17 protein-coding genes are annotated in these 22,517 nt (G+C 38.3%); 10 read left to right on the forward strand and 7 right to left on the reverse strand.

All coding sequences use genetic code 11. The features are described from left to right. Positions 1–839, reverse strand: an 839-nt coding sequence (locus tag QSH13_RS15310; protein ID WP_109407128.1) for an RNA-guided endonuclease InsQ/TnpB family protein, incomplete at its 3' end; no start/stop codon positions are given. 56 nt (positions 840–895) lie between these two features. On the opposite strand from QSH13_RS15310, the gene tnpA reads away from it, so the two are divergent. The 3 genes from tnpA to tadA all read left to right on the forward strand — a co-directional run bounded on the left by tnpA (position 896) and on the right by tadA (position 2,859). Further along, positions 896–1,321, forward strand: coding sequence for an IS200/IS605 family transposase (tnpA, locus tag QSH13_RS15315; protein ID WP_109407129.1), 426 nt, complete (start codon positions 896–898; stop codon positions 1,319–1,321). A gap of 265 nt (positions 1,322–1,586) precedes the next feature. After that, positions 1,587–2,222: a LysE family translocator gene (locus tag QSH13_RS15320; protein WP_196544217.1), complete on the forward strand. Its 636-nt coding sequence runs from the start codon at positions 1,587–1,589 to the stop codon at positions 2,220–2,222. A gap of 106 nt (positions 2,223–2,328) precedes the next feature. After that, entirely contained in the window at positions 2,329–2,859 is a 531-nt protein-coding gene (tadA, locus tag QSH13_RS15325; protein WP_109396368.1) for a tRNA adenosine(34) deaminase TadA, read from the forward strand. Between the two features lie 7 nt (positions 2,860–2,866). Here tadA and QSH13_RS15330 read toward each other — a convergent pair whose 3' ends face one another. From QSH13_RS15330 to mltF, 6 genes are all read right to left on the reverse strand, one after another. Continuing rightward, the gene (locus tag QSH13_RS15330) at positions 2,867–3,415 is read right to left on the reverse strand and encodes a fimbrial protein (protein WP_109396369.1); all 549 of its coding nucleotides are present in this window, start codon (positions 3,413–3,415) and stop codon (positions 2,867–2,869) included. After that, positions 3,415–4,485 carry a fimbrial protein gene (locus QSH13_RS15335; RefSeq protein WP_109396370.1) on the reverse strand — a complete coding sequence of 357 codons (1,071 nt, stop codon included), beginning with the start codon at positions 4,483–4,485 and terminating at the stop codon, positions 3,415–3,417. Before QSH13_RS15335 ends, QSH13_RS15330 begins: the two co-directional genes overlap by 1 nt. Positions 4,486–4,510: 25 nt before the next feature. Next, positions 4,511–5,275 carry a fimbrial biogenesis chaperone gene (locus tag QSH13_RS15340; RefSeq protein ID WP_109396371.1) on the reverse strand — a complete coding sequence of 255 codons (765 nt, stop codon included), beginning with the start codon at positions 5,273–5,275 and terminating at the stop codon, positions 4,511–4,513. A gap of 30 nt (positions 5,276–5,305) precedes the next feature. Then, positions 5,306–7,792, reverse strand: a complete 2,487-nt coding sequence (locus QSH13_RS15345; RefSeq protein ID WP_109396372.1) for a fimbria/pilus outer membrane usher protein — start codon at positions 7,790–7,792, stop codon at positions 5,306–5,308. A gap of 178 nt (positions 7,793–7,970) precedes the next feature. Next, entirely contained in the window at positions 7,971–8,519 is a 549-nt protein-coding gene (locus tag QSH13_RS15350; protein ID WP_109396373.1) for a fimbrial protein, read from the reverse strand. Positions 8,520–9,327: 808 nt separating this feature from the next. Then, positions 9,328–10,797 (reverse strand): membrane-bound lytic murein transglycosylase MltF, encoded by a 1,470-nt coding sequence (mltF, locus tag QSH13_RS15355; RefSeq protein WP_109396374.1) that lies wholly within the window; start codon positions 10,795–10,797, stop codon positions 9,328–9,330. A 264-nt stretch (positions 10,798–11,061) separates the two neighbouring features. Here mltF and purL point away from each other — a divergent pair, with 264 nt between their 5' ends. From purL to QSH13_RS15390, 7 genes are all read left to right on the forward strand, one after another. Continuing rightward, a complete protein-coding gene (gene purL, locus QSH13_RS15360; RefSeq protein ID WP_286039348.1) occupies positions 11,062–14,952 on the forward strand; it encodes a phosphoribosylformylglycinamidine synthase in 3,891 nt (1,296 codons plus the stop codon). Between the two features lie 691 nt (positions 14,953–15,643). Beyond that, positions 15,644–17,092, forward strand: coding sequence for a sensor histidine kinase (locus QSH13_RS15365; RefSeq protein WP_162556475.1), 1,449 nt, complete (start codon positions 15,644–15,646; stop codon positions 17,090–17,092). Then, the gene (gene qseG, locus QSH13_RS15370) at positions 17,092–18,132 is read left to right on the forward strand and encodes a two-component system QseEF-associated lipoprotein QseG (RefSeq protein WP_228407169.1); all 1,041 of its coding nucleotides are present in this window, start codon (positions 17,092–17,094) and stop codon (positions 18,130–18,132) included. The genes QSH13_RS15365 and qseG overlap by 1 nt, the downstream gene beginning before the upstream one ends. Before the next feature lie 11 nt (positions 18,133–18,143). Then, a complete protein-coding gene (gene glrR / locus QSH13_RS15375; protein WP_023581612.1) occupies positions 18,144–19,481 on the forward strand; it encodes a two-component system response regulator GlrR in 1,338 nt (445 codons plus the stop codon). Positions 19,482–19,554: 73 nt separating this feature from the next. Beyond that, the gene (locus QSH13_RS15380) at positions 19,555–21,171 is read left to right on the forward strand and encodes an NAD+ synthase (protein WP_286039349.1); all 1,617 of its coding nucleotides are present in this window, start codon (positions 19,555–19,557) and stop codon (positions 21,169–21,171) included. 15 nt (positions 21,172–21,186) lie between these two features. Next, positions 21,187–21,525: a nitrogen regulatory protein P-II gene (gene glnB, locus QSH13_RS15385; protein WP_023581614.1), complete on the forward strand. Its 339-nt coding sequence runs from the start codon at positions 21,187–21,189 to the stop codon at positions 21,523–21,525. A gap of 261 nt (positions 21,526–21,786) precedes the next feature. Next, on the forward strand, positions 21,787–22,434 hold the full coding sequence (locus QSH13_RS15390; RefSeq protein WP_109396377.1) for a hypothetical protein: 648 nt from the start codon (positions 21,787–21,789) through the stop codon (positions 22,432–22,434). Positions 22,435–22,517: the final 83 nt, after the last annotated feature.

Raw genomic sequence — 22,517 nt, forward strand, 5'->3', positions numbered from 1 at the left:
TGGTTTTTCATCATATTAGCCGCTTTCAGCGTCTCGACAATTACCGCTTGGTTTTCGTCAACAATTGCACGAGATAACTTGTGCTGGAAATCGGCACGGGCATTGGCTACCCGTTCGTGAACTGCCGCGAGTTGTATTCGGGCTTTACGTCTGTTAGTGCTTCCCTTTTTCTTACGGGAAAGGGCTTTTTGCTTGCGGCGCAGATTGTGGCTGGCGTTGATGAGGGGGCGCGGATTGGCAATTTTATAGCCATCAGATTTGATGGCAAAATGCGTCAGCCCCATATCCAGCCCCGTTACGTTTGATATCAGTGCCGGCTTCTCTGGTGCTTCCATTCCGTCGTCACAGAGTAGCGAGGCGTAGTATTTACCGGTTGTGCTGCGGCTCAGTGTGATACTTTTCAGCGTTCCCGTAATTTCACGATGTAAACGCGCTTCAATCGGTGCGATTTTCGGGATTTTTATCGCGCCATCAATGACTTTGATTCCGACACAATGATAGCTAGATTGTTTCCCGTGCTTACTTTTAAACGTGGGAAAACGGGCTTTCAATTTCGGATTGAAAAAGTTGGAGAAAGCCACGTCAAGGTTAATCACCGCCTGCTGCAACGCAATAGAATCATATTCTTTAAGCCATCCATATCTGTGGGATTTTTTCGCCACTGCAAGCAGTGGCTTGAGGTCTTTACGCGGGTTTAAATTTACGCCGTGCCGCTGGTAAACGTGTTTCTTGATATGCAGAGCTTTGTTGTACGCGAAACGAACCGCACCAAACTGAGCATTGAGATATTCAGTCTGTTCTGGTGTCGGGTAGATGCGTACTTTTGTTGCTCTTAACATAATCAGCGCTCATTGATATAATGTTTTTATTTTAACATGTTAGGTGAATATATCAATTGAGTAATCATGATGATTTACTGGAGGGATCCCTCCGCAAGCGGCACAGTGTCAGTAAACTGGTCGTGCATCTGATCTTTACGACAAAGTATCGACGCAAGCTATTTGACGGACAGATGATCGCTCAACTGCGTGACGCATTTGGCTCCGCTGCAGCAAAACTTGAATGCGAAATTATTGAGATGGACGGAGAGCCTGACCATGTGCATCTGCTGGTTGCTTACCCGCCAAAACTGGCAGTCAGTGTGATGGTCAACAATCTGAAATCAGTATCGTCGCGCCTGCTCCGGCAGCAAAACACACATTTACGGATGCAAAGTAAAACGGGGCTTTTGTGGTCGAGATCGTACTTTGTCTGTAGCACCGGAGGGGCAACGATTGAAACGCTCAGAGCCTACGTTCAGAGTCAGTCAACGTCTGATTGATTTTTAAAGCCCTGCGGGCTTTTCGCCTTATATCCCCGCCCGCATTGGGCGAGGGTTTACGGCGTTTTTCGCTAAATATATGAGGGTAAAAGATCGAAAATTCCCCCTTCTTTCTAAGCAACAAAATCTTATCTCTACTATGTCAAATAAAAGGTGGGGTCTAAATAAGTTTGTATAACAATAATGTGTTTTGTGGCACCTCGCACGTCTAATGTCTTGTTATTGATGTTAAATAACGTAATAACATCAGGAAAAGGGGTATATTATGCCAACACTGTTTAATATGTGGACGTTTGCACTTTTATCCTTGGGGTTAGTGCTAACACCTGGTCCTAATATGATTTACCTGATTTCACGTTCAATCGCTCAAGGAAAAAAAGCGGGATTTATTTCACTAATAGGTGTGGCTGTTGGATATGTTTTTTATATGTTATTAGCTGCATTTGGTATTACCGCTATTTTCATGGCTGTACCTTATGCTTACGACACATTAAAAATTTGTGGTGCTATTTACCTTTTATATATTGCTTGGCAATCAATTAAGCCCGGTGGACGTTCTATTTTTCACCCCAAAAAATTACTTTCAGGTAATACGACAAAGCTCTTTGTGATGGGATTTATCACGAATCTGCTCAATCCTAAAATTGCATTAATGTACTTATCACTGTTACCTCAATTTATTAGTATTCAAAATGGCAGCATTTTAAATCAGTCATTAGTGTTAGGCAGTATCCAAATTATTATTAGTATCGCCGTAAATGCATTGATTGTTATTGCCGCGGGCTCTATTGCTGGATTTTTCATACAAAGGCCTCGTTGGGCACTCGTTCAACGTTGGTTTATGGCAACAATCTTAGGCGCTTTAGCCATCAAATTAGCTACAGAATCGCGCGTAAATTAAAGTTTTATCTACTATTTTTATCATAAACAATCCAAGACAATCTCTTTAGTTATCAATAGAAAACAGGGTACAATATGTTGCTATATGATAATGAAGAGATATCCTTGTGAATAAAGTTAAAGATGATATTTATTGGATGCATAAAGCAATTGAGCAAGCGCAAAAAGCACAAGAAATCGGTGAAATACCGGTGGGTGCAGTATTAGTTGTTGATAATAAAATCATTGCTAAAGGATGGAATCATTCAATTATTGATAACGACCCTACTGCACATGCTGAGATTATGGCATTACGTAAGGGGGGAAAGCATTTACAAAATTATCGTCTACTTGATGCGACGCTTTATATTACCTTAGAACCTTGTGTGATGTGTGCCGGAGCGATTGTGCATAGTAGGGTAAAACGTGTGGTTTATGGCGCCTCAGATTTAAAAACAGGTGCGGCTGGCTCATTTATTGATATTTTACAGCACCCCGGAATGAACCATAAAGTTGAGATAACATCAGGTGTATTAGGTGAAGAGTGTTCACAGCTTTTAAGTCAATTCTTTAAAATGAGAAGGGCTGAGAAGAAACAACTTAAAAAGCAAAAAAACAGCCCAGTTGTAATTAATATAGAACCAGCAATAAAAGAATAATACCTGTTTACTGATAATTAAGGGTATACGTTGCTTGTGCTTGGAAAGGGCCTGTTAGTAATGTTTGGTTTTTCAGCGCAGAGGGTGATGCTTCAACATATGTCATAAAATTAAACTGAATTCGTTTATTATTAAGAAGTTGAGTTGAGCTCGGTTTTTTTAATTGAATAACATTGCGTTGAAGATCGGTAAAAACAATTCCGATACTTTTAGGATCTTCAGATCCTGTGCCGACAACAGCAAGGTGATTGGGCATTGTTGGATGCTCTTTACCATCTAGTGTGATCGTGACGCTTTTATAAATATCCTGACTGCAATTTTCTAAGCTAATACTAAAAGAAACAGGTTCACTTTTTTGAAAAGTATAGAGATCTTTAGCCGATATCTGTTTGAAATCAACTACCTTATTTTCATCACCAGCAACGATAGTACAACCATGTGCAACCACAACACCTTTAAACTCCATATCGCCACCAATAAGCTCTGTCACGGCAAAGGCTGAGGGTGACAGTAATAATAAAACAGAAATAGTAGATGTTATTATTGGGTTTCTCATTACATAAACTCCGCAACTAATGTGGCATGTGCTGAAAACTCGCCTTCTGTAATTTTGCTACCTGTTTTTGCAATGGGAGCCGCAGTAACTTCCCAGTTTCCTGTAAAATTATTTAATTTCCCGACAGAAAAGTATTGATTAGGTGGCACAATCGTTCCTGATTTATCTCTTAAAACAATCCCCAGATTTGTTCTATCTACAGGTCCTGTTGTACCAAGATAATTAGGATTAAAACTAGCGATACCTGAACTTCCTGTTTGAATTTTAAACATAATTCGACTGTTAGGATTAGTAAAACTACCCCCTTCACACTTAATTGGAATATTGCGTGTGATCTTATAATTCTGACCATTTAAATAGTCAGAAGTATTACCAACATTGCCAAAATCAAAGGTAATTGGAGATCCATTATTAAATGTACATTTATCTTCCGTGGTTAATATTCCTGAATTAATCACTAATTTTGAAATTGGCTCAGGGCCATATTCTTGGTATAAGCCATTACCTACACGTGCATACATTTGGGCGACAGCTTGTCCTGTTAATGAAACTCCATTAATAATGGGTTTTTTTAAGCGAAATACTAATACACCACTACTTCCTGATGACATGTTAGGTTTGGGTGATTCAGGAACACGGCAACCTTGTTGCCCATTTCGATTGTTAGGCTTTTCAATAAAAGGAACGGTCGGTAGTGAATCTGGCCCCCAAATGGAAAACTTGATCTTAACATCGACGTATTCATTAAGTTCATAGTAATTATTACCTAAATAGCGCAAGTCGGAATTGGCCATAAAATAGGTACGAGAATTCGGAACTAAGGGATCTTTAGGACAATAAACTGTCGCTAAATATCTGTCGGGTAAAGAAAAATTGACTGTGGCGGTTTCGCCCGGGCGGTTATTAGGAAATGTTGCGTTATTTAACTCAACTCTAAAAATATTAGGGCCTCCAACCGTGCGAACCTCACCATGAATATAGGCAGATGCAATAATTGGAGTACATAACATTGCGCCAGTAAAAAGTAATTTTAGCGTATTGAAATAAAAATTTGCTGTTGTTAATTTCATTTTATTCCTACTGGCGTCAAGTTAATTAATATTTTGGTTGTTGGTCTTTTGGTGCTGCTTTACAGCTATTTTGTTGGCAAACAAATTTTAATTCTGGATGCCCACCGTAATCATTTACATACATCATGTAAAATTGATTGACGTTACTGGTTTTAACTGGAATTTCTAGTGATGATTTAGGTGCAACCATTAAACCAGGGAAAGTGGTCAATTTGTCGCTATCTTCACCATTCAATTTATTAGAAAGCCCAATAATCGTGATGTAGTAAGGTGTCGGGTTTTCGGCAATAAATTGATTACCTTGTTTTTTAAACACTAATTGGTCTTGCCAAATCATGCCTGGCTTTTCAGGAATAATAGCTGTTGGGCGGTAGAATAATTTAATGCGAGACTGCATCGCCATTTGCAATACGTTAGCTTGTTTGGGAGCGGGGGGAATTTCGCGTACATTTAAATAGAACAGCGATTCTCTATCTTGTGGCAAAAGTCCAATTTCTGCTGTTTTGGTAATTCTGACAACACCTTTTTGGTCTCCATCAAGACGTTGTAAAGGGGGTAACGCTACTAAAGGAGAGGCGATTTTTTGTCCGTGTTCATTTTCAACCCATGATTGTGCTAAAAAAGGAATATCAGGGCTCGTATTTTTTAGGTTTACACTCGCTGAGTTTTCGTTACCCATAAGCACAACGCGAGTTCTATCTAATGATACGCCTGCTTGGGCCGTACTCATTATGCTGAGCGCAATTAATGAGCCACAAAAAAGCGTTTTGAGTGTGTTGAATGAGTTCATACAATTATCTCTAGTAATTCATTTTGTTCATTAAAGTCCCTGACATAATAATGATTCACGTTTTAGTGGATCGTTAATTACGGCTGGAATTGTAATCGTACACTGGGTTTTACCACCCCAAATCACGTTTAATGATTCATTAAGGTTAACACCGGCGATATAAACTAAACCATCTTCCATCACCATTCCCATATTTTGACCATTTTTATTGGTGATTTCGGCACCAAATGGTGGGTATGCTTGATCGACAGTTCGTAAGATAGCCATTAGGCGTTCACCTTGGCGAACAGGGAATTTATAGTAGCCAATCGCACCTTCAGTTAAAGTCGCAGAACTAATGGCTTTGTGTGTTTCAATATCTGAATCCATTTTATCAACATCAATACGAGCATCAACATTGTTATAACTGGTTAAGTCAGTTAATACCCCTATACCAAATAGGTTTGTTGTTGTGCTTTGATTATTAAATGGCACACCTGCAACGCCATCTGTATCAACCATCATGCGAGCAGTACTCGATGTCATGCTACTACTATGCAATGCAGCACCATGACGCGTTGCAGTAAACCCACCTTTAACAGTTGCACCCAGTGCAACATAATTATCTTGCTGATAACTTGCATTGGCGTTAATTTCTGCATATTGGGAGCGGTGTTGATAATAACCATCAGTATTTGCTTTATTATCTGAGCTTAAACCTGCTCGGACACGCCATAGATTATTATAATTACTATTATCAGAATAAGAGGCCATTTGGTTCACTTTGCCATTACTGTCTTGCAAGCTATAACCAATGCTTCTGCCACTACCCAATGGAACTGAAATATTGAAAGAAATACTGTCATCAGTATTTCCTTTATGCTGAGTGCGAAATGCTGATAAGTTGGTATTAATCTGCTCTATACCCATAATAGAAAAATTGCGACTTACCGTAACACCATATTGTTCTTGTGTATTTTTATCCCAATAGTTTTGGTGTCGATAAGATAGATAAAGTGTTGTCGATTTTTCAATATCATCAGCCCAAAAAGTTTTGTTACCTGTAATGGTATACATCTCTTTTTCATAACCATTGTTATTAATGCTGTTGTAACGTTCATCTATATATTGAGAGAAAGATCGGAATGTTTTCTCTGAAAAACGATAGCCAGCAAAAGTAATCGTACTATGGTACTCATCGAATGTTTTAGCGTAGTTCAGTTTAAATGACATCCCGTCGATATTCTCATTATCATAGGTTTTGCTATAAGATTGAGTAATATCACCTGAAAGAGTACCTAAACGCCCCATATCGTGACCTAAACCTAATGACCACGCATTGTAATCTTTAGCCGTTAATAAAACTCCGCCATACAGTGACCATGTGTTGTTCATCCCCCATGAAAAATCGCCTTGATAAAAAACAGGGCCTTGCATTTTATGGTTATTGAGTGATGACTGACCCATTGATGTGTTATAGCGTACTGAACCGGGGCGAGTCATATAAGGTAGATTGGCGGTTTGTACTTGGAATTCGTTTACTTTACCGTTTTGCTCTTCAACTCTGACATTTAATTGACCTTGTACAGTATCTTGTAAATGTTTAATAGCAAAAGGGCCCGCAGGTACAGTGGTTTCATAAATTAAGCGACCATTTTGCGTTACAGTTACTTTGGCATTAGTGTTTGCTATACCATGAATTTCAGGTGCATAACCTTGCAAAGAAGGAGGCAACATTCTTTCATCACTTTGTATATTAGCGCCTGTAAAACGAAAACTATCAAAAACTTGAGAGTTTAAATAAGTTTCACCAAGCGTTAATTTTGCTGCTTGATTTGGTAATGGTTTATATGCGTAAATCTGATTCCAATCAAAGCTATTATTTGATGAATATTCAGATGAATAGTTTCCTTGATATTCAGCACGTAATCGCCATTCGCCAAGGTTAATCCCAGCTTGGCCATATCCTGTCAATGAGTTGTTATTATTGCCTTTATTCGGACGCGTCGATGTCCCTGTTAAGGTATAGTCAACTAATAGCCCTGATACACCCGGATCCCACAATTCAGGTGGTGTCCAATCCGTATCTTCATATTTCATTAATGAGCGAGGTATAACAATATCGAGAACACCACCATCATTTTTGATAGAGATACCCGGTAATTGACTAATATCGAAACAATCTGGTGAGATTTCTTCGATAAATTTTTGATTTTCTTCGTTAACTGTTAATTTTTTTAGAAGAGTAGGGTCAATACAAGCGATGGAGTAATTGGGTTTAACTTCAACGTAATTAATGTTTTGGCGAGGGAAATCACGACCATTTATACGGATATCTAAGTAGTAGATACCCGGAATGATGTAATTAGAGGTTGCAAAACGAGATAAATCGACATTATCTCTGTCTTCGGCATCTAGCATATGAATGTTAAATTCCACAGAATCATCTTGCTCGGCTTGAGCGACAAACGCTAAGCACAATAGCAAAATGGCACAAATGTTTTTCCATATTGTGCTGTGAAAAAAAGAAATTAACATGAATAAACGCCTAATTATTAATTAAATAAAAACTAATTAAATAATGAATATTTATTTAATTAATTTTTATTTTATTCTTATTAAATTGAAGTGTTTTATCGAATTTAACGCAGAGGAAATCCCCTGCGTTAATGCAGTAACTAATTTATTATTTAATTAATTTAAATAAATAAAACGATTACTGATAATCAACTTGGAAGTTGATAACGGCTTGGAATTCACCAGGCGTTACAGTCGCTTCAGCTGATTCAGCTTGAACGTAAGCAACAAATGGGATTTTAGAAACACCATTAACTAATTGTACAGGTGTTGTTGCTGTGTTCCATTTTACTGATTTGCTGCCAGCATCCATTAAACCGATACCTGCGCCAGAAGCTGAGCCAGATACGAAAGAAGCTAAGTCTTTATTTGTTGCATTAACAACGCTTGGTGTATAGCTAACAGTAGCTGTTTTTGCTACGGTAGTATCACAGTCTTGTAATTCGATATCTTTTTTAACGTTACCCGCTTTCTGCATATTTGCTAATGCAGAAGTTGGGATTTCACTGAAATCAACAATAACAGGACTTGAAGAAGCTGCTAATCCACAAGCTGAATTAACAATTTCACCTTTTAATTGAATTTCGCCTTTAGTTGAGCCAATTTTTGGTGCAGGAGTTTCAGCAGTTGCAACAGAATTAATACCAAATACTAAAGCAGCAGCTAAAGCAATTTTACTCAGTTTCATTATAAATAATCCCTTGAAGATCGTGCGTATTATTACTTGTAGAAAATAATATTAATATCGGAATATAAAAAATTGATTTGCATTATATTTCGAATTATTTCGAATAATGACTGGTTTATATGATATCAACAAAGGCGCTCTGTTTGATATAACGTTTTGTTGATTTCCTCAATTTTCATATTTAATCTTGCCTATTCCATATTAATAGAGTTTTGTATAGGTTTATTGTTTTTATTACTCACTTTGTGGGTTAAAAAGTTTATCAGGCAGATAAATTTAATAGACAATATAATTAACATTGTCTTAACTTTACAAAAAGTAATGTTATTAACATTAGGTTAAGAAAATTAATAAAAACAATTATAGATTATCATAATATATATAATTCAATAGGTTATATGTTAATAAAGAGGTTGCTCAGTTAATTTTTAACGAGAAAAAAGTTTTTAACAAAATAATAATCATAAAATGAATAATAACTAATGAGATAATTCCTACGTACTTAAGTTAATTTTTTCTTATATTTCACCTATTCTGATAGTCTTAAAATGACTATTTAGATTATTTAAAGTACAATTTACTCATCAGGTGAGTGTTTTTACTAATGAGTGTTACATTTTTTAACACATGAGTTTTCCCTATTTTTGGGAAAAAAAGACATAAAAAAATGTAACAATTTTTAATATTAAGAAAATATTAATTTAGGAGGCTTCAATGGCAGGGGGAGCTTTTCAATAGTAGAAATGAAATAAATAAGCCTCTATAAAAGAGGCTATGTTGTTTAATTGGCTGTTTTTAAGTACAAAAATTATTGATAAGCCATATCTTGAGTCAATGGTGATCTTCCTTGTTTTTCATCATCTCCATCATCTTCTTTATCTTTAGATAATATTTTATTTTTGCTCTCTTTGGCTTGAAGGTAACCAACAAGGCTGAGTTGGTATCGTCGAATGTTTTCAACATAGCGATAAGCCTCATGGCCTCTGGCATAGCCATAAGGGAGATTTTCATAATATTTCTTTTGGCTAAGTAGAGGTAGTCTTGATTTTACATCTAGCCAACTGTCAGGATCGGCATTTTGCTGCTCAGTAAGTCTTCTGGCATCAAGCATATGGCCAAATCCTATATTATATGCTGCTAATGCAAACCAAATTTTTTCATCTTCAGGAATAGAATCGGGTAAACGCGAAAGGAGGTGCTGAAGATATTGCGCTCCTCCTCGAATACTCTCTTCAGGATCAAGCCTATCAGTAACGCCCATACTTGATGCCGTGGGACGAGTTAACATCATCAATCCTCTCACTCCAGTTGGTGATGTAGCATGAGGATCCCAATGTGATTCTTGCCATGCCATAGCGGCCAATAACCGCCAATCGAAAGTATCTGCATACTTTTCAAAAAGGGGCTGATAGTTTGGTAAAACAGAATCTATCGCTGTAATAAAAGAGATAGTATCGAAGTAATCAAACGAACCCACATGACCAAAATACTTTTCTTCAAGTCTTGCTAACACATCGTCTTGAGATAATTGATTAAAGTAATCAAGCATTGCCGCATATAAGCTATTATCTTCACCATCCGGCAAATACCATGTTAATGGTCGACTTTCAGTGACTTCAAACCCTACAGCAACATTAGGATGAATGCGTTGTTGTACTGCAACACTGATTGAGTCCGCTAACACATAAGTTATTTTGCCTTCAGATAATGCTTCTAGCAGTTGTGATGTCGTCTGATTATCTGATTCTTCCCATTCAAGTTCGGGATATTGCGTCTCTTTTAATGTTCGCAATAAACTTGCATGAGCAGAGCCTGCAGTGACAACAAGGCGCCCATCTAACGTATCAAAGCTACGTGGTCTTAATGTCCCTTTACGGTAAATGAGTTGTTGAGAAACTGAAAAATAAGCAGGTCCACTGCGTGTCGTCTCTAATCTCTCTTTATTATAAAGTAATCCGGCGGCGATAAAGTCAGCTTTATTATTCTCCAGATCATCAAACATTTGGTTGATATTTGTCCGCATATTAACGACAAGTTTCACGCCTAGGTAATCTGCAAAGCGTTTAACTAATTCATAATCGAAACCTACGGGGTCCTTTTTATCGTTCATCGTTATCAATGGTGAAGGTATCGTACTAATTCTTAACTCACCACGAGATAAAATCTTATTTATCTGCGCTTTTTGCCTATCTGGCCATGTAATATTCAACGCGATAATAGCCGCTGAAAAGAGCGCTATGATAACGATAACGAAATAGTTTATCCTTATATTATTCAATAGGTTGGTTCTCGTTAACGTTGTTTATTGTTGTGTGTAAAATCGTCATTTTAACATGGATAAATTTCCAGTAATCGAGCATTTTGCTTAACATATTGGCAAGACGCAACTTGATTACACCAATTAATCATTAAAACACTCTAAGTTAAATGCCGTTATTTTGTTCACGCAAACGGTTTCGTCTGAGCGGTTATTCTATTATACTAGGCGCGTTTCCCCTGAATGATTGATCAGGCTAGCTGCTAAAAGAGAGAACTCAATACTATGGAAATCCTGCGTGGCTCCCCCGCTTTATCCGCGTTTCGTATTAATAAATTACTCACTCTATGTCAGGAAAATGCTCTTCCTGTACAAGGTATATATGCGGAATTTGTCCATTTCGCGAAAGTGGAAGGGCAGTTATCTGAAGATGACCAAATTAAATTACGTCAACTACTGCATTATGGGCCTTCATTAACAGAACATGAGCCTGTTGGGGAAATGCGAGTGGTTACGCCTCGCCCAGGAACCATTTCACCTTGGTCTTCTAAAGCGACAGATATTGCACATAACTGTGGTTTAGCCAAGGTTGTCCGAATTGAACGTGGTATCGCTTACTTTATTGAGTGCGGTACGATGACAGACACTCAGTGGCAACAACTTTATGGTTTTATTCATGATCGAATGATGGAAACCATTTTCTTAAATTATCAAGATGTAAATGCACTTTTTGCTGAGCAAACGCCAGCACCACTAAAAACTATTGATGTTCTTGCAAAAGGCAAAGATGCATTGGTAAAAGCTAATATCGAAATGGGATTAGCGCTGGCAGATGATGAAGTTGATTACCTAGTCGATGCTTTCAACCGCTTACAACGTAATCCAACAGATGTTGAGCTTTATATGTTTGCCCAAGCCAACTCTGAACATTGTCGCCATAAAATATTTAATGCTGATTGGATAATTGATGGTAAAGCTCAAGATAAATCATTATTTAAAATGATTAAAAATACGTTTGAGCAAACGCCTGATTATGTTATGTCAGCTTATAAGGATAATGCAGCTGTAATGGAAGGTTCTGTGGCTGGACGCTTTTATCCTGATACAGAAAAAGGGCATTATCACTATCACCAAGAACCTGTACATATCTTGATGAAAGTGGAAACACATAACCACCCAACGGCGATTTCGCCTTGGCCGGGGGCAGCAACGGGGTCGGGCGGTGAAATTCGAGATGAAGGTGCAACTGGACGTGGTGCAAAACCTAAAGCTGGTCTAGTTGGATTTTCGGTTTCTAACTTACGAATTCCTGGGTTTGAACAGCCTTGGGAAGAAGATTTTGGCAAACCAGAGCGTATTGTTAATGCATTAGATATTATGACCGAAGGTCCATTAGGTGGTGCAGCATTTAATAATGAATTTGGTCGTCCAGCATTACTTGGCTATTTCAGAACCTATGAAGAACAAGTTAATAGCCATAATGGTGTTGAAATTCGCGGTTACCATAAACCAATCATGTTAGCAGGGGGGATTGGTAATATTCGCGAAGACCACGTACAAAAAGGTGAAATTACCGTTGGTGCTAAGCTGATTGTACTTGGTGGACCATCTATGAACATTGGACTTGGTGGTGGTGCGGCTTCTTCTATGACATCAGGCCAATCAGATGCAGATTTAGATTTCGCCTCTGTTCAGCGTGATAACCCAGAAATGGAACGTCGCTGCCAAGAAGTTATCGACCGTTGTTGGCAATTAGGTGACGATAATCCAATCTTATTTATTCATGACGTTGGTGCTGGTGGCCTTTCAAATGCAATGCCTGAATTAGTCAATGATGGTGGTCGTGGTGGTCGTTTTGAATTACGCAATGTTCTTAATGATGAACCGGGTATGAGCCCACTTGAGATCTGGTGTAATGAATCTCAAGAGCGTTATGTATTGGCAGTATCACCTGAGAAAATGCCTCTGTTTGATGCGTTATGTCAGCGTGAAAGAGCACCTTATGCGGTGATCGGTGAAGCAACACAAGAACGTGAATTAGTGCTCAATGACACACACTTTGATAATAAACCGATTGATATGCCATTAGACATATTATTAGGCAAAGCACCTAAAATGTTGCGTGATGTAAAATCACTTAAAACAGAAGGTGAGTATCTTTCTCGTAAAGATATCGATTTAAAAGATGCTGTTTATCGTGTTCTTCATTTACCCGCAGTTGCTGAAAAAACTTTCTTAATTACCATTGGTGACCGCTCGGTAACGGGTATGGTTGCGCGTGACCAAATGGTCGGGCCTTGGCAAATTCCCGTTGCCAATTGCGCTGTGACCACCGCAACATTAGATAGCTATTATGGTGAAGCGATGTCTATTGGTGAACGAGCACCTATCGCACTGTTAGATTTTGCTGCATCTGCACGTATGGCTGTCGGTGAAGCGCTAACAAATATGGCGGGTTGTGATGTAGAAGCACTTAATCGTATTAAGCTTTCGGCTAACTGGATGTCAGCAGCTGGTCATCCCGGTGAAGATGCGGGTTTATATGATGCAGTGAAAGCCATTGGTGAAGAGTTATGTCCAGAGTTAGGCATTACGATCCCTGTGGGTAAAGATTCGATGTCAATGAAGACGCGCTGGCAAGATAAAGATGGAAAAACCAAAGAGGTTACTTCTCCATTATCTTTAGTGATTACGGCATTCTCTCGTGTTGAAGATGTGCGTAAAACTGTGACGCCTGAATTATCAACACAAGCAGGAAACCGCTTGTATTTGATTGATTTGGGAAATGGCCATAACGCATTAGGCGCGACAGCACTAGCCCAAGTTTATCGTCAATTAGGCCAAAAAGCGGCTGATCTTCGTGATGTTGAGCAGTTAAAACAGTTCTTTAATGTGATGCAACAATTGGTTAATGAGCGCAAATTGTTGGCTTATCACGATCGTTCTGATGGCGGATTATTTGTCACTCTTGTAGAAATGGCATTTACAGGCCATTGTGGCTTACATGTTGATATCAGTGCGTATGATGAAGATATTTTAGCTGGACTCTTTAATGAAGAGCTCGGTGGCGTGATCCAAATTAGTGCAGAACATCAAGAAGCTGTAGAAGCATTATTTGCTGAATATGGCTTATCGGATTGTTTACACTATTTAGGTCAAGCAACAGAAAATGATGCCATTATTATCCAAAGTCGTGAAACTGAAGTTTATAATGAAAAACGCAGTACTTTACGTCTTTGGTGGGCGGAAACAACATGGCAAATGCAACGCTTACGTGATAATCCAGAGTGTGCAGATGAAGAGCATCAAGCAAAACAAGATCTCAACGATCCGGGGTTAAATGTGAATTTAACCTTTGATCCAAATGAAGATATTGCTGCACCTTATATTGCAACAGGAAACCGCCCTCGTATCGCGGTATTAAGAGAGCAAGGCGTTAACTCTCATGTTGAAATGGCGGCTGCTTTTGACAGAGCGGGTTTTGATGCTATCGACGTTCATATGAGTGACTTACATTCCTCACGACGTTCACTTAGTGATTTTGATGTATTGGTGGCGTGTGGCGGATTCTCTTACGGTGATGTATTAGGCGCGGGCGAAGGTTGGGCGAAGTCTATTTTATTTAACTCTCGTTTACGCGATGAGTTTGCCCAATTCTTTGAACGTCAAGATACCTTGTCCCTTGGGGTCTGTAATGGTTGTCAAATGATGTCAACATTATCAGAACTTATTCCGGGGGCAGATTTGTGGCCTCGTTTTGTTCGTAACCGTTCTGAGCGTTTTGAAGCACGCTTTAGTTTAGTGAAAGTGACAGAAAGTCCATCGTTATTACTACAAGGTATGGCGGGTTCACAAATGCCTATTGCTGTTTCTCATGGTGAAGGTTTTGCTGAATTCCGTAATGAAGAGCAATTAGCACAACTAGAAGCTCAAAATTTAGTGGGATTACGTTTTGTCGATCATTACGGTAATCCAACAGAACAATATCCATTAAATCCTAATGGCTCTGTAAAAGGGATCACCGCTGTTACGACAAAGGATGGTCGTTCAACCATTATGATGCCTCACCCAGAACGGGTGTTTAGAACGGTCAGTAATTCTTGGCATCCAGATAATTGGGGTGAAGACAGCCCTTGGATGCGTTTATTCCGCAATGCAAGAAAACAATTTGATTAATCAAATGTAATATTGTCTTAGTAATAAACACATAAAGCCTCTACATTGTTAGGGGCTTTATTTTATTGATAATAAAGAGATTATTTTTCATTGTGTAAAAAAGGCGACACTTACCATTTTAAATGTCGCCTTTTGGCGACATTTAATTGATTGAAATATAAGTGATTATTAAATTTGGGGTAACTCTGTCTGGATATGGAGACAGCTTGGTTGTTTTATGAGTAGATAAAAAAGAGTTATAAATAAAACATGATAGGTGTTTTTTAATTTTTCATTTATTTTCAATGTGTTAATTTTTTTATTGAAAAGTTGGCACGCCTTGTGCATTATATAAATCAGTTGCTCATTCAACTTTTTATGTCGGTCCACAATAATGGGTGGGAACATACCACATAAGCCAGGAATGACGCCAGAGTAAGGTGCCTACCGTCCAACATCATGATACTCGTCTTCGGACCTTATCAAACACAGGGCGACACGTGGAGTGAGGCACCACCTTCATTCTCTTTTAGAGAAAAAAGAGATGAAATATTGACGAGCGGAATATCTCAATAAGATATTCCGCTCTCCCACTTCTAGAGCCTGTCGCATTTCCTCGTTTGTGTTTGTTCGCTTGCCTGATTTTCCTAATGTCGGACTTTTTTCTTGTTATCAAGTCATGTAGCATCGCATTACTCTAATAGGTGTTGAGATGATTTCATTGAAAAAGTGGCGTATTTTCCCCCGTTCTTTAAGACAGCTCGTGATAATGGCATTTTGGATGGTGCTATTACCTTTACTTGTGCTTGCTTATCAGGCTTATCAAAGTCTTGATCAATTAAGTAATCAGGCAGCGATTACTAATAAAAATGCCCTTGCAGATACCGAACGTAGTGAAGTGATGCGAAATCTAGCGATTGAAATGGAAGGAAATTATCGCCGATATTGTGTTTTAAGAGATAAAACCGATGATGATATGTATCAGCAACGCTACCAGCAATACAGCAAACTCTTCTCAACATTACAGCAAACCATCATTCCTCTATCTGCCTCTAAAGAAGCCGATGTGCTTAATACTTCACTTGAAAAATTAAAATCAATTCAATGTGAAAGTAGTGAACCCACTAAAGAGATGCAACAAGCTTTAGAGCAGTTCTCTTATGCCAATAACCGTATTGTTGTCTTAACCAAAGAGATTATTTTTAGTCGCGGTGAACAACTCCAAATGGCAATCGCTGAGAAAGGACGCTATTTCGGTTGGCAAAGTCTTATTGTTTTTGTTTTCAGTTTGATCCTCATCGCGCTATTTACTCGAATGATTATTGGTCCTGTTAAAGGGATTGAAAAGATGATCAACCGATTAGGTGAAGGTCGAACTCTCAGTAATAATTTAGATACTTTTCAAGGACCGCGAGAACTGCGATCATTAGCACAGCGTATTATTTGGTTAAGTGAACGTTTAGCATGGCTTGAATCTCAACGACATGAATTTTTACGTCATATCTCTCATGAGTTAAAAACACCGTTAGCCAGTATGCGAGAAGGTACGGAATTATTAGCGGATGAAGTTGCCGGTCCTTTAACTCTTGATCAAAAAGAAGTCGTTTCAATTCTTGATAATAGTAGTAAGCAATTACAGTTATTAATTGAACAATTGCTTGATTACAATCGTAAACTTTCTGAAGTTCCTCAGCAAATTGAAGAAATTAACTTGATTGATATAGTAAATGATGTGGTATTAGCTCACAGTTTACCCGCGAGAGCTAAAGATATTAAAACGATTATTTCACTTAATCTAACTACATGTAGAGCAGAAGCGACGCTATTATCACGAGTTATCGACAATCTCTATTCGAATGCGGTGCACTATGGTGCTGAATCAGGTAATATCTGGATCTCTAGTTATCAAGTTGAACAGAAAATAGTTATTGATATAGCCAATAAAGGAACCCCTATTCCTGAATCTGAACAAAAAATGATTTTTGAACCCTTTTTCCAAGGATCTTTGCTACGTAAAGGGGCAGTTAAAGGAAGTGGTTTAGGTTTGAGTATTGCTCATGACTGTATCAAAAGAATGGAAGGTGAATTAAGTGTTGTTCCTTCTGACTATGCTGATGTCTGTTTTCGTATTGAATTACCGCTACTTTCTGAGATTAAATAATGCAAATTAGGTCACAAAAACAAGCATCTCCTCATCATGAGTATAAAAAAATAAATAAGAAGATGCTTGGTATTGAATTGTTATCTATGGCCCCTGCATCAACTAGAAAAATCGCATTAAATTGGAAGCAATGTTTCTTGTTTATCATGTTTCCACTGGTTCTTTCAGGGTGTACACCAAAGTCGCTCACTAATACACAAGAGCCTGAACAAGAAATTCCTGTTGTTAAACAAAAAACGATTGATTATCGTTGGGCTGAATGTAAAACATTAAGCTCATTTTATGATGAAGGCATTAATAACGCACTTTATTGGTTACGTGCTATTGAATGTACAAACCGCATAATGACGACAGAAGCACAACGCCAAGCAAACAATGTTATTGTCACTGGTTGGGATGATGCATTTTATAAAAGTATTCTATTAGAGCGTGCTGGAATGACGATTGCCGATCGTCGAACACAATTAGTGTTATTAGAAAGCTATAAATTACAATTTCCAAGTTCTATGCGAGTTCTATTATCGATATGGATTGAGAACCAAACGCTCATTCTCTCTTTAGCGGAAGAAAAGAATCGCTATCGTCGTTTAACCACAGATACAGATAATAGAATTGATGTGCTAAGAAAAGAGAATAATGCGTTACAGCATGAGCTGAATGTCACGCTGAAAAAGCTTGAGAGCCTTACCCAAATTGAACGGCAGTTATCGAATAGAAAACAGAGTGGCTCAGTCGATTCACTATCACAAAATGAAGCGTTAACCGATAGCGCAACGGCAACATCTGCGGAAACAGAAAAAGTGAATGCGGAGAAACCTGCTACCGAAAAACCTGCTGTTGAAAAAACGACGGAAAAACCCGTTTCGACGCAATCGATAACAGAGAAGCCAAAGGGCGAGGGAAAACAACCTGCTGTAACAGCAGTTAAACCAGAGTCTTCAAAACCAGAATCTACGAAACCCGAGGTGGTAAAACCAGAACCTGTTAAAACTGATATTGACACACAAAGCTCAAAATCGGCAGAAGCTGGTTCTAAATAAGGAGAATGTGCATGGCTGGCCATAAATCAGCAAATCTTTTACTTGTCGATGACGATCCTGGGTTATTAAAGTTACTTGGCATGCGATTAACAAGTGAAGGTTTTCATATCTTCACCGCTGAAAGTGGACAAGAAGCACTAAAACTTCTCTTAAAAGAAAAAATAGATCTTGTTATTAGTGATCTCCGAATGGATGAAATGGATGGTATGGCGCTGTTTGCTGAAATACAACGTCAGCAACCAGGCATGCCAGTTATCATTCTTACCGCTCATGGCTCTATTCCTGATGCAGTGGCCGCAACGCAGCAAGGTGTCTTTAGTTTTTTGACCAAACCCGTTGATAGAGACGCACTTTATAAAGCGATTGATGAAGCACTTGAGCTTGTGACTATAGTTTCAGATGAAGAGTGGTCAAAAGATATCGTGACACGTAGCCCACAAATGCTACGTTTATTAGAGCAAGCAAAGTTAGTCGCTCAATCAGATGTCAGTGTACTTATCAATGGTCAAAGTGGTACGGGAAAAGAAGTCCTTGCTCAAGCTATTCATCGCGCAAGTCCTAGAGCGAAAAAACCTTTTATTGCTATTAACTGTGGTGCGTTACCAGAGCAACTTCTAGAGTCTGAATTATTTGGTCATGCGAAAGGCGCTTTTACAGGAGCAGTGAGCAGTCGTGAAGGTCTATTTCAGGCAGCTGAAGGCGGCACATTATTTTTAGATGAAATTGGCGATATGCCAATGGCATTGCAAGTTAAGTTATTACGTGTTTTACAAGAACGAAAAGTTCGTCCATTAGGTAGCAATCGCGATATTGATATTGATGTGCGTATTCTTTCTGCAACGCATCGTGATTTACCTAAAGCGATGGAACGTAATGAATTTCGTGAAGATCTATTCTATCGTTTAAATGTGGTTAACTTACGTATACCGACACTAAGTGAGAGAGCTGAAGATATTCCTATTCTTGCTAATCACTTATTGAGAGAATCTGCTAAACGTCATAAGCCTTTTGTTCGAAGTTTTTCAACCGATGCGATGAAATGCTTAATGACAGCAAGTTGGCCTGGTAATGTGCGTCAATTGGTTAATGTTATTGAGCAATGTGTTGCGTTAACAACAGCACCTGTGATTAGTGAAGCGCTTGTCACACAGGCATTACAAGGTGAAAATACGGCACTGCCGACATTTGCAGAAGCGAGAGGACATTTTGAAATGACCTATTTGAGAAAGCTTTTGCAAATGACAAAAGGTAATGTGACCCAAGCCGCACGCATGGCTGGACGCAATCGAACAGAGTTTTATAAATTGTTATCTCGTCATGAGCTAGATGCGAATGATTTTAAGGAATAACCTTTTCAGATAACGAATATATTTTTAAACTAATTTTCCTTTTATGCGGAAGATAGCGGAGAGACTAATTTTTATGAGTCGTAAATTAAAACTCGCCATGGCTCAACTTAATTGGGTTGTTGGCGATATTGAAGGTAACTGCGAACGCATGTTATCTACCATTAAGGCACAAGAAGAGGCTGATTTGGTCATGTTCTCTGAGTTGGCTTTATGTGGTTACTCTCCTGAAGATCTGCTATTTCGTCCTGATTTCCAACAGCGTTGTGAAACACAACTTACGCGTTTAGAACAAGCAAGTAAAAAAACAGCGATTGTAGTTGGACATCCTTGGTGGCAAAACGGCAAAATTTACAACGCACTTTCATTTTTCTATAAAGGTGAATTACAAGCGCGTTATTTCAAACAGCAATTACCGAATTATGGTGTGTTTGATGAGAAGCGTTATTTCCAACAAGGAAATGAGCGCTGTGTGGTGCCATTTAAGGGTTACCACTTAGGTTTGTTAATATGTGAAGATATCTGGATCAATGAACCTATTGATGCATTAAAGCAAGCGGGGGCTGATCTCGTTCTATCTATTAATGCATCACCTTATAACCGTGAAAAACCGCATATTCGTACACAGCTAATTAAAGAACATTGCCAAAGAACACACCTTCCGGTGATTTATCTTAACCAAATTGGCGGTCAAGATGAGTTGGTTTTCGATGGTTGTTCAAAAGTATTTGATGAACGGGGTGCTATTACGCATCGTTTAGCCGCATTTGATGAACAAACTACCATCGTTGAATTCGACGAATTGAATATTATTCCGATGGCAGAGCCAGCGCCAGAACTGTCACCTCTAGCACAAGTTTATCAAGCATTAGTGCTTGCAACGCGTGATTATGTAATTAAAAACGGTTTTAAAGGGGCAATTCTAGGGTTATCTGGTGGTATTGACTCTGGATTAACGGTTGCCATCGCAGCTGATGCTTTAGGCAAAGAGAGTGTTCAGGCTGTGATGATGCCATTTCGTTATACTTCAGAAATGAGTATTCATGACGCGAAAGAACAAGCTGATTTATTAGGTGTTGAGTTTGATACGGTTTCTATTGAACCCATGTTTGATGCTTTTATGGTTCAACTTGCACCTATGTTTAAAGATACTGCAGCAGATACCACAGAAGAAAATCTACAAGCGCGTTGTCGAGCTGTTATTTTGATGGCCATGTCGAATAAACGTCGCCGTTTAGTGTTAACCACAAGCAATAAAAGTGAATCAGCAGTGGGGTATTCCACATTGTATGGTGATATGGCGGGTGGTTTTGATGTACTAAAAGATATACCTAAAACATTAGTTTTTGAGCTTTCTAAATATCGTAATACACTTTCACCTGCCATTCCTCAGCGTGTTATTGATAGACCTCCATCAGCGGAACTTGCACCGGGACAAACAGACCAAGATAATTTACCTCCTTATGATATTCTGGATGCTATTCTTGAAGGTTATGTTGAACATGATAAATCTGTCTCTGATTTAGTTGCAGCAGGATTTGATGAAGCGACAGTTCGTAAGGTGATAAAATTAGTCGATATTAATGAGTACAAGCGACGTCAAGCCCCTGTTGGGCCACGTATTACAAGTCGTAACTTTGGTAAAGATCGCAGATACCCAATTACAAGCGGTTTTGGTCGCCACAACTGGTAATAGCAGGATAATACGATGAAAAAAATTGAAGCGATAATTAAGCCGTTTAAATTAGATGATGTAAGAGAAGCGCTGGGCGAAGTGGGTATCACGGGCATGACGGTAACAGAAGTGAAAGGCTTTGGTCGCCAAAAGGGGCATACTGAGCTTTACCGTGGTGCCGAATACATGGTCGATTTTTTACCAAAAGTGAAGATTGAGATTGTTGTCTCTGATGAAATTGTTGAAACCTGTGTAGATACAATTATGACAACAGCACAAACAGGCAAAATTGGTGATGGCAAGATTTTTGTCTTTGATGTAAGTCGTGTTATTCGTATTCGTACTGGCGAACAAGACGAAGAGGCTATTTAGTTAATTAACTTAAGCCAAATAGTTATATTATTTATTTTTATTTAAGCCCGATATTTTTGATCAAAATATCGGGCTTTTTCTTTTTCTTGCGCATAATTAATTTTTTAATGTTTTACCTATAATGCTATTTATATCTTATACAAGTCTATTGATGATATAGAACAATTTATTTTACTGTTTTTTGTAAACTTTAAGGCACAAAATGTTATTTAATAACTTTCAAGTAAAGTTATTATCATCAATATTAAAAATCATTAAGGTATGGGCAAAATAGTGTTTAATTATTTACTAAAGCGTCTCGCTTTATTTTTATGTGCGGCAGTATTAATCGCAATCACTACGGGATTTATTTTTCTTGATATTTTGGTTCTCGATAATGGTATCTCTGAAACGTCGATAACTGAATTAGGTCAAGAAATTATCGTCGCCATTATTTGCTTATTCTTTTTTGTTAAAGTGTGCCAAGAAAGTGAACAGCGGGGAGCGTTCACACTTATTATGGGGTTTTTCTTGTGCATTTTAATTCGTGAATTAGATAATGTATTTGATCAGATTGCACACGGATCTTGGGTTTGGTTTGCTCTAACGGTGGTATTTATTTCTATAGCCATTGCCATTAGAGAAGGCAAGAAAACATTAAAAGGCTTAATTCATTTTATTACTCATCCAAGCCATGGAATGTTAGTTGCTGGCCTATTATGTATTTTATTGTTCTCTCGTTTATTTGGCATGGGAATACTTTGGCACAAATTATTGGGTGAGGATTATAACCGTGCTGTTAAAAACATGGTGGAAGAGGGAAGTGAATTATTTGGTTATACACTCTGTTTAATTAGTGTTATTTGGTACGGTTTTTCTGCTAAAGAGCATGTAATTCCGACAGCGATTGAAAATAAATATCGATTATAAAAAGGTAGTGAAATAACCTAAACAAGCGCTGATAAATATAACGTTATCAGCGCTTTTATTATTCAATTTAGGATTAAATATTG

Origin of the sequence: Proteus faecis, from assembly GCF_030286765.1 — a bacterium.
Lineage (GTDB): Bacteria > Pseudomonadota > Gammaproteobacteria > Enterobacterales > Enterobacteriaceae > Proteus > Proteus faecis.